At 69.0% G+C, this 13442-nt stretch carries 11 protein-coding genes and 1 tRNA gene; 5 read left to right on the forward strand and 7 right to left on the reverse strand.

Features of this window, described 5'->3' with window-relative positions:
- Positions 1–176 precede the first annotated feature (176 nt).
- On the forward strand, positions 177–476 hold the full coding sequence (locus tag G6N32_RS15765; protein ID WP_115320389.1) for a CD225/dispanin family protein: 300 nt from the start codon (positions 177–179) through the stop codon (positions 474–476).
- Complete coding sequence (locus tag G6N32_RS15770) at positions 473–913, forward strand: DUF2752 domain-containing protein (protein ID WP_115320390.1); 441 nt, start codon at positions 473–475, stop codon at positions 911–913. Before G6N32_RS15765 ends, G6N32_RS15770 begins: the two co-directional genes overlap by 4 nt.
- Before the next feature lie 4 nt (positions 914–917).
- Here the strand turns inward: G6N32_RS15770 and G6N32_RS15775 are convergent, their stop codons facing one another.
- Both G6N32_RS15775 and G6N32_RS15780 read right to left on the reverse strand, forming a co-directional pair.
- Entirely contained in the window at positions 918–1928 is a 1011-nt protein-coding gene (locus G6N32_RS15775) for a magnesium transporter CorA family protein (protein WP_115320391.1), read from the reverse strand.
- A gap of 33 nt (positions 1929–1961) precedes the next feature.
- Entirely contained in the window at positions 1962–2408 is a 447-nt protein-coding gene (locus G6N32_RS15780) for a universal stress protein (protein ID WP_115320392.1), read from the reverse strand.
- Positions 2409–2757: 349 nt separating this feature from the next.
- Here G6N32_RS15780 and G6N32_RS15785 point away from each other — a divergent pair, with 349 nt between their 5' ends.
- Both G6N32_RS15785 and G6N32_RS15790 read left to right on the forward strand, forming a co-directional pair.
- Positions 2758–4296 carry a glycosyltransferase family 39 protein gene (locus G6N32_RS15785; protein ID WP_115320393.1) on the forward strand — a complete coding sequence of 513 codons (1539 nt, stop codon included), beginning with the start codon at positions 2758–2760 and terminating at the stop codon, positions 4294–4296.
- Positions 4297–4353: 57 nt separating this feature from the next.
- Positions 4354–5223: an alpha/beta fold hydrolase gene (locus G6N32_RS15790; protein ID WP_115320394.1), complete on the forward strand. Its 870-nt coding sequence runs from the start codon at positions 4354–4356 to the stop codon at positions 5221–5223.
- Between the two features lie 20 nt (positions 5224–5243).
- Here G6N32_RS15790 and G6N32_RS29115 read toward each other — a convergent pair whose 3' ends face one another.
- The 3 genes from G6N32_RS29115 to G6N32_RS15805 all read right to left on the reverse strand — a co-directional run bounded on the left by G6N32_RS29115 (position 5244) and on the right by G6N32_RS15805 (position 9005).
- Positions 5244–8582, reverse strand: a complete 3339-nt coding sequence (locus G6N32_RS29115) for a hypothetical protein (protein WP_174901046.1) — start codon at positions 8580–8582, stop codon at positions 5244–5246.
- Between the two features lie 175 nt (positions 8583–8757).
- Positions 8758–8904, reverse strand: coding sequence for a hypothetical protein (locus G6N32_RS15800; protein ID WP_163789005.1), 147 nt, complete (start codon positions 8902–8904; stop codon positions 8758–8760).
- 30 nt (positions 8905–8934) lie between these two features.
- A tRNA-Cys gene (locus G6N32_RS15805) sits at positions 8935–9005 on the reverse strand.
- Between the two features lie 98 nt (positions 9006–9103).
- On the opposite strand from G6N32_RS15805, the gene G6N32_RS15810 reads away from it, so the two are divergent.
- Entirely contained in the window at positions 9104–9808 is a 705-nt protein-coding gene (locus G6N32_RS15810) for an MgtC/SapB family protein (protein WP_115320395.1), read from the forward strand.
- 3 nt (positions 9809–9811) lie between these two features.
- Here G6N32_RS15810 and G6N32_RS15815 read toward each other — a convergent pair whose 3' ends face one another.
- Both G6N32_RS15815 and uvrB read right to left on the reverse strand, forming a co-directional pair.
- A complete protein-coding gene (locus G6N32_RS15815) occupies positions 9812–11215 on the reverse strand; it encodes an MFS transporter (protein WP_115320396.1) in 1404 nt (467 codons plus the stop codon).
- A 47-nt stretch (positions 11216–11262) separates the two neighbouring features.
- Positions 11263–13434: an excinuclease ABC subunit UvrB gene (gene uvrB / locus G6N32_RS15820; protein ID WP_115320397.1), complete on the reverse strand. Its 2172-nt coding sequence runs from the start codon at positions 13432–13434 to the stop codon at positions 11263–11265.
- Positions 13435–13442: the final 8 nt, after the last annotated feature.

The following is a 13442-nucleotide window of genomic DNA, read 5'->3' on the forward strand; positions in this document are numbered from 1 at the left end:
CGGAACCGCCTGAAGAATCGAACGGCAATCCTCGAGGTGACTGGTTGGCAAAATGCCGTCCGCAGCGGAAATGCCACTCGGCGACATCCCGAAAGATGCCCCCTACGCAGCGACTTCGTCCGGTAGCGTATGCACCGCTTTGCCCTGCTAACACGTCAGAAAATACGGAGGCGTCGATGACCCAGCAACCACCCGGCTATCCCCCACCCCCGGCCCAGCCGAAGAACAACTTGGCACTCGCCATCCTGGCGACGATCTTCTGCTTCCCGATCACCGGCATCGTCGCGATCGTGAAAGCCGCTCAGGTGAACGGACTCTGGGTGCAGGGCCAGTACGCCGAAGCGCAGGCGTCGGCCGCGTCCGCCAAGAAGTGGGTGATCTGGAGCGTCGTCATCTGGTTCGCGATCATCGTCATCTACGGCATCCTCTTCGCCACCGGTGTGATGAACATGGACGTCGACACCACCACGTCGTGACATCGACAGAGGTTGGGCAGGCGGCCACCGGCCGCCTCGCCCGCCTCGGCCCGCCGCTGGCCGTAGGTGCGCTCGCGGCGGGCGCTTGTACTGCCATATGGATCGGTGACCCCACCACCCCCGGTGGCATCTTTCCGGTCTGCCCGACGAAAGCCCTTCTGGGCGTTGATTGTCCGGGCTGCGGCACCCTTCGGATGATCTACTCGCTGCTGCACGGCGACCTGCTGGCGGCGATCCGGTTCAACGCGCTGGCCTTGGTCGCGTTCGGCTTCCTGGCCGTTGCGTACGGAACCTGGACCTACGGCCGCCTCACCGGGCGTCAGCTCACCGGATGGCAACACCATCGGTGGGCCCCGTTCATCGCACTCGGGCTGGTGTCGGCCTGGTTCGTCGTGCGCAACCTGCCCTTCGCACCGTTCACCGCACTGCGCGACTGATTCCTCAGAGCCAGCCGCGTCGTTTGAAGGTGACGTAGAGAAGCCCCGAGACCAACACGATGATCACCGCGCTGGACACCAACCCGGCCACACTCTGAAAGCCCGGATACGGGACGTTCTGTCCGTACCATCCGGTGACCGCGGTGGGCACCGCGATGATCGCTGCCCAACCGGTGAGCTTCTTCATGATCGTGTTGAGGCGCGCGTCCTGCAGCGACAGATTCGTCTCGAACACCGTGGTGATCATGTCGCGCAACGACTCCGTCCACTCCGCGGCGCGAATGACGTGGTCGTAGAGATCGGAGTACCAGCTGTCGAGCGCGACGGTGTCGGCGTGCTCGGCACGGCGGCGCATGATCGTGTTGATCACTTCGCGCATGGGCAGCACGACCCGGCGCAACTCCACGAGCTCTTTACGAAGCCGGTACGTCGAGCGCTGGATCGTGCGGGTCACCGCCCTGTCGTCGAACAACCCGTCCTCGAGGGCCTCGATCGCGTCGTCGAGCTGCTGGATGGTGTCGAACTGTCCATCGACGATCACATCGAGCAAGCCGTGCAGCAACGCCGGCGGACCCATCTTCAGCAGATCGGCGTTCTCGTCCCAGCGCCGGACCACCTCGTCGATGTCGAAAACCGGCTTCTGCGCGTCCAACTCGTGCCGCACGGTGACGATCCCCGCGGGCAACACGAAAATGGACACCCGGGCCAGCAGCAGACGCGACTCCAGATCGTTGGCCAGCGGCGGGGCCAACGCAGTGGCGTACACCGTCAGAAACGTATGCGTCGCATACCGAGTCGCCTTCGTGCGCTCGGCATGGGCCACCGTGTCCTCGATCGCGTGCTGGTCGAAGCCGAGCTCTTGGGCAAGCTCGCACAACACGTCGTGATCCGGATTGCACATGTCCACCCAGACCAGCGCGTTGCGCTCGCCAAGATGGTCTGAGGTCTCTTGGAGGGGGAAATCCTCCGCCGTCAGTACGCCATCGACCCACAGTCGGGTTCGGCAGTAGGTCATCAGACCAGTCTGCGGCAGTCCCGACGGAGCCGGCTAACCGGTGGTGTGAACGATCAGCACGTCGCACTTGGACCGGCGTGCGACGTTGGCCGGCACCGAGCCCAGGAGGCGACCGGCGATCGTGCTCAAGCCGACGTTGCCGACGATCAGGAGATCGGCGCTGACCTCTTCGGCCAACTCCACCAGGGCGTCAACCGGGGCGCCGACGACAGCGCGCTCTTCGACTTCGGCGGCGCCTGCCGCCTTTGCACGGTCGCGTGCCTCGCGCAGGATGGCGTAGATGGGGGCATTGCCCGCCATCTTGTAGCCCTCGTCCTTCAGCAGGTCGGCTGCGCGGGTGTCCTCATTGGCCGGGAAATAGGCGGTCGCCACAACGACTTTGGAGCCAGGTTCGGAGGCGAGGTAACCCGCCCGGTCGACTGCACGCAGCGATGAATCCGAGCCGTCCGTGCCGACGACCACGGTCTTGTAACCGCCCATTCGTACCCTCCAGTCTCCAATTTCACAGCCACCCGGAACACTATCGCTCCTGAACCTCACAAGGGCGCGATTCACGTCACGCGGCAATTCCGGCGCGCCGCGCCATGCCACCCTACCGGGGAAAATAGCGCCTCCGACAGTTGCGTGAGCCGTGTGACAGCAGCCGGAATTGCATATCCACATCGCATCCGATTCGTCATTGTCGACGGTGCCACATCAATGATGACCAATGGACTCAATTCAAAACCGCGCGAATTCCTGCCGGCCCGACCCATAGTTCGCTGCACAGGATTGGTGGGCTGCGGGTTAACGTTTGGCCCACCATCGACCGCGGTACAGGACGACCCACGTGAGTATCACCCTTCGACCCGAGCGGGTCCTCGACGACGAGCAGCGGCGCGGCGCACCCGCGCGACCGCGCGACGCCGTATGGGTGGCGGTGTTCGCCACTGCGCTCAGCGCCGCCGGGGCGGCGCGCCCATCGCTGTGGTTTGACGAGGCCGCCACGATCTCGGCGTCCACCCGGCCGATACCCGACTTATGGCGGATGCTCGGCAACATCGACGCCGTTCACGGCTTCTACTACCTGCTCATGCACGGTTGGTTTGCGGTGTTCCCCGCGACCGAGTTCTGGTCGCGGTTGTCCAGTGCCGTGGCCGTCGGCGTGGCGGCCGCCGGGGTCGTGGTGCTGGGCCGCCTTCTGTCGACCCGCTCGGTCGCGGTCACCGCAGGTCTGGTTTTCGCGATCCTCCCTCGCGTCACGTGGGCCGGGATGGAGGCCCGTTCCTACGCATTGACCATGGTCGCCGGAGTGTGGCTGACGGTGCTGTGTGTGATCGCGCTGCGCCGCAACCGCCCGAGATGGTGGGCTGGATACGCGGTCGCCGCGATCGCCGCCACGCTGTTGAACGTCTTCACGATCTTGTTACTCCCGGTACACGCGGTGATGGTCGCGACCATGGCTCAATCCAGATCGGCGCGGTGGCGCTGGGTGCTGGCAGCGGCTGCCGTCTGCGCGGCGGCGTGCCCGTTCCTGATCTTCACGCAGAGCCAGCTGTTCCAGGTGGGATGGATCTCGCCGCTGAGTGGCCGAACCACCGGAATGATCCTGGTAGACCAGTACTTTGACCGTTCACTTTCTGTCGCGGTGCTGTGCGCGCTGCTAGGTCTCGCCGGCCTGGTGTCGTGGCGGCGGGCCGGGTGGCGCCCACGACGTCTGGTCGTGATCGCTCTGGCGTGGATCGTGCTGCCCACCGTTGCCGTGCTTGGCTATTCGGTGTTGCGCGAGCCGGTCTACTACCCGCGCTACCTGTCGTTCACGGCTCCCGCCATGGCTCTTCTCCTGGGGCTGTGCATCGTGGCGCTCGGCCGCCGTTCTCGTGCATGGATCACCGCCCTACTCGTGGTGTTCGCGGTCGCGGCGACGCCGAACTATCTGGCTCAACGTGGGCCTTATTCCAAGGAAGGCATGGACTACAGCCAGGTCGCCGACGTCATCGCCCGGTATGCGGCACCGGGCGACTGCCTTGTGATGGACAACTCGACGGCGTGGAAGCCCGGCCCGATCCGGCCGCTGATCGCCGCGCGACCCGCGGCATTCGCCAAACTGCGCGACTACGGCCGCGGCCCGACCGGCATCCAACGAAACATGTTGTGGGACGCCCACATCGCCGTCTGGATGTGGGCAGACGAGATGCCCGGCTGCCCGGCGATCTGGACAGTGTCCGAGTACGACAAGTCCCTTCCGCGGCACGAGCAGGGACCGGCGCTGCACGCGGGTCCACGACTCGGTCGGGCGATGGCCTACCAGGTGCCCTACCGGTTCGGTTTCCGCATCGTCGAACGCTGGCAGTTCAATTTCGCACAGGTCACCAAGTCGATTCGTTGATGCATCCCCGAATCGAGCCACGAGGCTGATATCCGGCCAAAGAGAAAGCGAGCGCCGATGCCCGCACCTGCCGAGAGCCTCACCATGCGACTGCGTAACGGGCGGTCGGTGTGTTACGCGCAGTACGGCGCGTCCGACGGCGATGTCGTCGTCAACGCCCACGGCGGACTGGCCTGCCGGCTGGATGTGGCCGCCGCGGACACCGCCGCCCGCGTCGCCGGCGTCCGCCTGATCTCGCCGGATCGGCCTGGAATCGGTGGATCCGACCCACAGCCCGGCCGCACGCTCCTGGACTGGACCGCCGACGTGGCCGACCTGATGGACCAGCTCGGCGTCGGGCGATTCGCCGCGATGGGCTGGTCGATGGGCGGCCAGTACGCGGCCGCGCTCGCCTGGGCCTTACCCGACCGGATGCGGCGGGTGGCGATCGTCGCCGGGGCGCTGCCGCTGACCGAGCCCGGAGTGTTCGCGCGACTGCCGGCGTTCGACCGGATCTACACTCGGCTGTCGCAACGCGCGCCGTGGCTGGTCACACCGTGCTTCGCCGCGATGGCGCTGGCCGCGCGACGGGCGCCCGCGCTATACGGGCGCCTCGCCGCCGGCCAGCTGGGTGCGGCGGATGCCGCCGTGTTGCGCGACGAGGGCTACGACGAGTTCGCCCGGATGTCCGCCGAAGCCCTGCGCCGACCCGGCGGCGTCGCCGAGGACTACCGGGCCTGGATGCGGCCGTGGGGGTTCACTCCCGAGCAGATCTCCGTCCCGACCGACGTCTGGGGCGGTCAGCAAGACGAGCTGGTCGACCACGCCTGGCCGCCCGAGCTGGCCCGCCGCATTCCCGGCGCGACCCTGCACGAGCGACCCGGCGGGCACTTCCTGGCTCACCTCTACTACCCGGACATCTTCGCGAGCTTGCTCGGCGCCGGTTGATCCCCGAGTCGCTTCGCTCGTCAGTTACCGAACCACCGGTTCGCCGGCGGCAGTTCCGTGCCCAGCAGAGCTCCGGCCGGAGCACCGGACTCGGTTCCCGCCTTCGCCGACCAGCCCGTGCCGACGCACAGCAGGTCACGCGGCGTCGAGATGGTCGACGGCAACGGAATCCCGAAGCCGGGGATGCCGGGGATCGTGATCTGCGGCGGCGAGAGCAGCGTCGCGACGCCCTGCGCCATCGTCGGCAGCAGCTGCGCGGGCGGCGTGGGCAGGGTGCCCGCGGCGTCGGAGATCGGCGCAGACGGGATCAGGGTTCCGAGGCCGCCCGGTGTGGGTCCGATGTAGCTTCCCGGACCACCCGGCAGGACTGTCGGCGGGGTCGGCGGGGTCGCCACCCGATTGCCGCCCGGCGTACCCGGCACCGCCGCGGGCGGGGTCGGGAGTCCGGCCCCTCCACCGCCACCCGGACCACCCGGAACCGCTGCGGGCGGCGTGCCCGGCGTCACGATGTTGTTGGTGAACGGAGTGCCCGGCACCGCGGCCGGCGGAGTGGGCAGGCCAGCGCCACCACCGCCACCCGGACCACCCGGAACCGCACCCGGAGGCGTCGGAACTCCACCACCGCCGCCACCACCCGGACCACCCGGAACGGCACCCGGAGGCGTCGGAACTCCACCACCGCCGCCACCACCCGGACCACCCGGGACCGCACCCGGAGGCGTCGGAACTCCACCACCGCCGCCACCACCCGGACCACCCGGAACGGCAGCCGGCGGAGTCGGGATGCCGGTGCCACCGCCGGCTTCAGCGGCAGCGGGCAGCGCCCCCGGCGGGGCGGGCACACCGGCTGCGGCAGCGGCGATGTCCGCCGCGGGCACACCGGCCGACGGCGCGACGACACCCGAAGCGTCGGCGACCGGCGCGCCTACAGCGCCACCAGCTCCGGCGCCACCACCACCGCCGGCACCCGCTTCAGCGGCTGCGAGCCCGGAGTTGTCGGTGACCGCGGCGGCCGGCACACCGGCTGCTCCGGCGTTGTCGGTGATCGGAGCCGCGGGAACAGCGGCGCCGGCGTTGTCGCTGATCGGCGCTGCCGGGACGCCGGCGGGGCCGGGAATGCCGCCACCTTCGCCGACCGGTACGCCAGGCACGCCTGCCGGTGGGGTCGGCACACCGCCACCGGTACCACCACCGGGACCGCCCGGGACGGCAGCCGGAGGCGTCGGCAAGCCCCCGCCGGTGCCCTCACCGGGACCACCGGGAACGGCGGCGGGCGGGGTCGGCAGACCGCCACCGGTGCCCTCACCGGGACCACCGGGGACCGCGGCGGGCGGAGTCGGCACACCGCCACCGGTGCCCTCACCGGGCGTACCCGGGACGGCGGCCGGCGGGGTCGAGCCGGTCTCGACGAGGTTGCCTCCGGGCGTACCGGGAACCGCGGCGGGCGGGGTCGGCACACCGCCACCGGTGCCCTCACCGGGCGTACCCGGGACGGTGGCCGGCGGGGTCGGGAGCGACTCGTCACCAGGGGTTCCCGGCGTTCCGGGGATCACCTGCGGCGGCGTCGGCGGGATCTCCATCCCGGGGGTTCCCGGGGTACCGGGCACCGCCACGGGTGTTCCCGGCACATTCACGTTGACCGGGACGCCGGGGCCACCCGGGACCGCGGCGGGCGGGGTGACGAGTCCCGGCGTCGACGCCGCGCTGGGCACACCCGGCAGGGTGACCGGCGGAGTTCCGGGAACGTTGAGCATGCCACCGCCGAGTGGGACGCCCGGCACCGACGCTCCGGGCGGCGGCAGCGTGCCGGATGCATCGTTGATCACGTTCCCGGGCACCGCGGCCGGCGGAACGCCTGGCGTGTTGACGGTGAGCTGGTTCGAACCGCCGGGGACGCCGGGTACCTCGGCCGGAGGCGTTGACACCGAGTCGTTCACGTCGCCACCGGGGACCGCCGCCGGCGGAAGCGGCGGAGTTCCACCGGAGCCCGGGATCGACCCACCGGGGACCTCGGCCGGCGGAACCGGCGGTGTCACAACGGATTCGGGCACGATGTCGCCCGGAACCGCGGCCGGCGGGACCGGCGGGGTTCCGCCGCCACCGCCACCGGGAACACCCGGAACACCAGCGGGCGGAGTACCCGGCACGTCACCACCGCCACCACCGGGAACACCCGGAACGCCGGCAGGCGGAGTACCCGGCACGTCACCACCGCCACCACCGGGAACACCCGGAACACCGGCAGGCGGAGTACCCGGCACGTCACCGCCACCGCCGCCGGGGATACCCGGCACGCCGGCGGGCGGCCCGGGCGGGACCGCGCCGCCACCGGGAACACCGGCGGGAGGAGCAGCGGCCGGCGGCGCGGGCGCCAGACCGGAGGCGTCGGCGAGCGGTGCGGCCGGAACGCCGGCCGGAGCAGGAGGAACGAGGCCGTTGGCATCAGAGATCGGGGCGCCCGCATCGCCGGCACCGGCAGGCAGAGCGCCGGGCGCGCCGGGTCCACCGGCACCCGAGCCTCCGCCGGCACCGCCGCCACCGGGACCGCCGGCACCGCCACCGGGCGCACCGGCTCCGCCACCACCAGGCAGACCCGCAGCCGCGTCGCTCACCGGCGCACCGGCCGCGCCGGCGCCGCCGTTGGGCACGCCCGCGGCGTCATTGACGGGAGCGCTGGGCACGCCTCCGGGCGGGGTGGGGATTCCGCCACCGCCACCACCGGGAGGAGTACCGGGAACCCCACCGGGCACACCCGGAATACCGCCACCCCCTCCACCGGGAGGAGTACCGGGAACCCCACCGGGCACACCCGGAATACCGCCACCGCCACCACCGGGAGGAGTACCGGGAACCCCACCGGGCACACCCGGAATACCGCCACCGCCACCACCGGGAGGAGTGCCAGGAACGCCGAGCGGCGTGCCGGGGACGCCGCCACCACCGGGAACGCCGGGAGCGCCGGGCACCGCGGCGGGCGGCGTGGGGATGCCGCGTGTCGTGCTGGTGCCGGGCGCACCGGGGACGGACGCCGGCGGGACGGTCACACCGCCGGTGCCGGGCATGCCGGGCGAGCCGGGAGCGCTGGCGGGTGGAACGCGAATCGTGCCGGGCACCGTCGCAGGCGGAATGGGACCGCCCGCAGTCGGCGGGTTGTTCGTGAACAGCGTGTTCGACGTGCCCGGGATGCCCTGGGACAGGTCGGGTGGTGTCGTCAGGCCTTGGTGAAGGATGCCCATGCACGGAACACCGGGGCTGCCGAAGTCGGCAACCGCACGGGGGCTGAACAGCGGAGCCGTCCAGAAAAACCCCGCCGTCGCCATGGCAGTGACCGCCGCCACGCGAGAGGTGGTCCGAGACATCATTTCCCCGTTTCTGTGAGAGGCCTGACAGGGAAACTACAGACGTGTAAGTACCGATCTGGGCAGCCATTCAGGGGGTTACCGAACTGTTGCTAAGCGGTGTTGTCGCGGTTACCCCGGCGACAATTTGATCGCGCAAACACTCGCTGAAGTGCAGGTCGCGCGGGGAGCGAGATCAGGACTTGCGGGCGCGCCGGAAAACCTTGTCCAGCTCCTTGCCGCGGACGCCGCGCAGCTCGGCCTGATGGACCTTGTGCAGCACGAGCGGGCAGCGCTTGCAACGTGGCGTGCTTCGACAGCACTTCTTCTTCGACTTCGCCACGGCAGGCAACGGTACAGAGATCACGATCGGAGCGAGTGACGGGATTCGAACCCGTGTAAACGGCTTTGCAGGCCGGTGCCTAGCCACTCAGCCACACCCGCGTGTCAGGCCATACTTTTCCAGCGCTGCCGCGACTCGCCCATCTTTTGGCTCAGCGTGATTGCTGCCCAGGCCGCCGCCGGACGAATACCGTGGCGACATGCAGATCTGGTTGGCCGACCCGCCGTTGCTCGGTGGCCCCGGACAGGGCACCCGGCAGATCGTCGAACTCCTGATCGCGTTCGGGCTGACCGCGCTGATCGGCCTGGAGCGCGAGATCCACGGCAAGAGCGCCGGCCTGCGTACTCAGGCAATCGTCGGCACTGCGTCAGCGCTGATCCTGATCGTCAGCAAGTACGGCTTCTCCGACGTGCTGAGTGCAGGCCTGGTCGAGGTCGACCCGTCGCGCGTCGCCGCCCAGATCGTCTCCGGCATCGGCTTTCTCGGGGCCGGGCTGATCATCACCCGGCAGGGCGCCGTGCACGGACTGACCACGGCCGCCGCGATATGGGAATGCGCGGCCATCGGCATGGCCGCCGCAGCGGGGTTGGTCAAGCTCGCGATCGTCGTGACGATCCTGCACTTCGTGATCGTCTTGGGCTTCAACCCGCTCAGCAGGCGGCTGACCGCGCGACTGGCCGGCTCGGTGCGACTGCGCGTCACCTACGACGTTGATCGCGGCGTGCTGACCCGCATCCTCGCCACCTGCGAGAAACACCAGTGGAGCCTCACCGAGCTGAGTAACGACAGCGACGGCGGTGTCCTGTTGACGTTGTCGGGAACCCAAATCCTGCGCGCCCCAACGACAGTCGCTGCCATAGCCGGCGTCACCAGTGTGCACCGACTCGACGAGAAGGACGAGTAGCCCTCAATCCGCCCGACCACGCCCCGACCGATATGACGCCACACATCCCACCGCCGCGAGAACAGCGAAGGCACCGAACATCAGCCGGCTGGCGCTGGCGTCTGGGGCAGCCCGCAGATTCACCGCGACGCCGGCCAACCCCGCGCCGAACGCGCCGCACATCAGCTGCACTGTGCTGATCGCGGCCGCGGCCACTGCCTGCTGAGGCGCGTCGTCGACCACCGAGCCCATCGCCCACGCCGACAGATGCGGCCATGCCATCCCGATACCGGAACCAGTGATAGCCAGCGCCAGCGCCCACAGGACTACGACTGTTGTTGGCGCACCGTCGGTTTGGGTTACCGCCGCCAGCGCCAGACCGACAGCCATCACCAGTGGGGCGATCGCCACCACCCGCACCGTGACCCGGACATTGGTGATCGACGCGCTGGCGATCTCCCCCACCGTCCAGCCCACCGACAGCGCGGCGCCCAGGAAGCCCGCCACGACCGGCGCGAGCCCGCCCAGCCGCTGACCGAACAGCGGCACATACATGTCGACCATTGTGGCCGCCATCAACAGACCCAGGGTCAGGTAGATCCACTTCAACGGCCCTGGCTCAAACGCTTTGCGCGGCAGCACCGCAGCCGAAGCCCGACGGTCGACGACAATGAACACCCCGACCAGCACCGCACCCGCGATCAGCAGAGCCGCGATGGCGGCCGCGCTGTGCGGAATCACCGCCGCACTGACCGTCAGCGCTGCCACACCGAGAAGCAGCAACGACCACACCGGGATTCGCGTCCGCGGCGGTTGCTGCTCGGTGTCAGCGCGAGCCGGCAATGCCAGCGGCACCAGCACACTCATCGCGACCGCGAGAACCGCGAGCAAGCCGAATCCGCCTCGCCACACGCCGAATTGGGCGAACAAGCCACCAGTGGCCGGACCCACCAGGGTGCCCACTCCCCACATCGCTGAGACCACGGCCGACGCGCGGGTCCACAACCGGTCCGGCAGTGCCGCACTGATCACCGCATAACCCAGACCTGCCAGCACACCACCAGCCAAACCCTGCACGACCCGACCGCCGAGAAGCAGCGGCATCGACGGCGCCAGCGTGCACAGCGCGCTGCCCGCGGCGAACGACAACAACGCGCCCAGATACGCGGCGCGCGGGCCGAATCGGGTCAGAACCGGCCCCACCGTCGTCGCAGCGGTGACCGACGCGACCAGATACACCGTCGTCACCCAGGCATAGAGCCGCTCACCACCGATGTCTGCGACGGCGCTCGGGAGCAGGCTGATGGTGATGAATTCGTTGATGGCGTAGATCGCCACGCCACCGGCCAGCACGATGACGGCGCCGAGATAGTCGCGGCCCAGCAGCTCGCGCCAGCTGCCTGCGGCCGATGCGGTCGTCTCGGTCATGGCATCACCGTAAAGGCTCAACCATGGTTGAGCTCAAGCGCGCCCGGCTATTTCAACCCGGCTGCGTCCATTCCGCGCAGTTCCTTCTTCAGATCCGCGATCTCGTCGCGGATCCGGGCGGCCAGCTCGAATTGCAGGTCGCGTGCCGCCGCCATCATCTGCGCGGTCAAATCCTTGATCAGGTCGGCGAGTTCGGCTCGCGGCATGTTCGAGGTGTCACGGCCCTCGACGATGCCCGCGCTCACCGCACGCCCCGGCTCGCCCTGCGCCCGGCGGCCCCGGGAGGCGTTGCGACCCGAGCCGCCGACCTCGATCGCTTCGGTGTCGTCGGCCTCCCGGTAGACCTGATCGAGGATGTCGGCGATCTTCTTACGCAACGGCTGCGGGTCGATCCCGCGCTCCTCGTTGTAGGCGATCTGCTTGGCGCGGCGCCGCTCGGTCTCGTCGATGGCTTCCTTCATCGAGTCGGTGAGCTTGTCGGCGTACATGTGCACCTCGCCGGACACGTTGCGCGCCGCGCGGCCGATGGTCTGAATCAGGCTTCGTGTGGAGCGCAGGAACCCCTCCTTGTCGGCGTCCAGAATCGCCACCAGGGACACCTCGGGCAGGTCCAGACCCTCGCGGAGCAGATTGATCCCGACCAGCACGTCGTACTCGCCGAGGCGCAGCTGCCGCAACAGCTCGACACGACGCAAGGTGTCGACCTCGGAGTGCAGGTAGCGCACCCGGATGCCCATCTCCAGCAGGTAGTCGGTGAGGTCCTCGGCCATCTTCTTGGTCAGGGTGGTGACCAGGACCCGCTCGTCGCGCTCGGTGCGCGCCCGGATCTCGCCGATCAGGTCGTCGATCTGGCCCTTGGTCGGCTTGACCACGACCTTCGGGTCGATGAGGCCCGTCGGGCGGATCACCTGCTCGACGAATTCACCACTGGTCTGGCTGAGCTCATACGGCCCCGGCGTCGCCGACAGGTATACCGTCTGTCCGATCCGATCAGCGAACTCTTCCCAGGTCAGCGGCCGGTTGTCCACGGCGGACGGTAGCCGGAAGCCGAACTCGACGAGGTTGCGCTTGCGGGACATGTCGCCTTCGTACATGCCGCCGATCTGCGGCACGGTGACGTGCGACTCGTCGATCACCAGCAGGAAGTCTTCGGGGAAGTAGTCCAGCAGCGTCGCGGGCGCCGACCCGGCCGGCCTGCCGTCGATGTGGCGCGAATAGTTCTCGATGCCCGAGCAGAAACCGACCTGGCGCATCATTTCGATGTCGTAGTTGGTGCGCATGCGCAACCGCTGGGCTTCGAGCAGTTTGCCCTGGTTCTCCAGCTCGGCCAGCCGCTCGGCCAGCTCCTGCTCGATCGTCGAGATGGCGATCGCCATCCGCTCCGGACCCGCCACGTAGTGGGTGGCCGGGAAGATCCGCAGCGAGTCCACCTGGCGGACGACGTCACCGGTCAGCGGGTGCAGGTAGTACAGCGCCTCGATCTCATCACCGAAGAACTCGATGCGAACCGCGAGCTCCTCATACGACGGGATGATCTCGACGGTGTCGCCGCGCACCCGAAACGAACCACGGGTGAAAGACAGGTCGTTGCGGGTGTACTGGACATCGACGAGCAACCGCAGCAGACCGTCCCGGGGCACCTCGGTGCCGACCTCCAATTCGACCGACCGGTCGAGGTAGGACTGCGGGGTGCCCAGACCGTAGATGCACGACACCGATGCGACGACGACGACATCGCGTCGGGACAGCAGACTCGACGTCGCCGAGTGGCGCAACCGCTCCACGTCGTCGTTGATCGAGCTGTCCTTCTCGATGTAGGTGTCGGTCTGGGCGATGTACGCCTCAGGCTGGTAGTAGTCGTAGTACGAGACGAAGTATTCAACGGCGTTGTGCGGCAACATTTCCCGCAACTCGTTGGCCAACTGGGCGGCAAGCGTCTTGTTGGGCGCCATCACCAGCGTGGGCCGCTGCAGCCGTTCGATCAGCCACGCCGTGGTCGCGGACTTACCCGTGCCTGTCGCACCGAGCAGCACGACGTCGCGCTCCCCCGCCCTGATCCGGCGTTCCAGCTCCTCGATCGCGGCGGGCTGGTCACCGGCGGGCTCGTACTCACTGACCACCTGGAACTCTGCGCCGCTGCGCACCAGGCCGGTCACGGCGTCGGCGGCAGGTCGGTACTCCGAGTGCGCGATCACCGGGTGTTCGGTAGCGAATGCCATGTCCCCAG

The sequence above is a fragment of the Mycolicibacterium aichiense genome (assembly GCF_010726245.1).
GTDB lineage: Bacteria > Actinomycetota > Actinomycetes > Mycobacteriales > Mycobacteriaceae > Mycobacterium > Mycobacterium aichiense.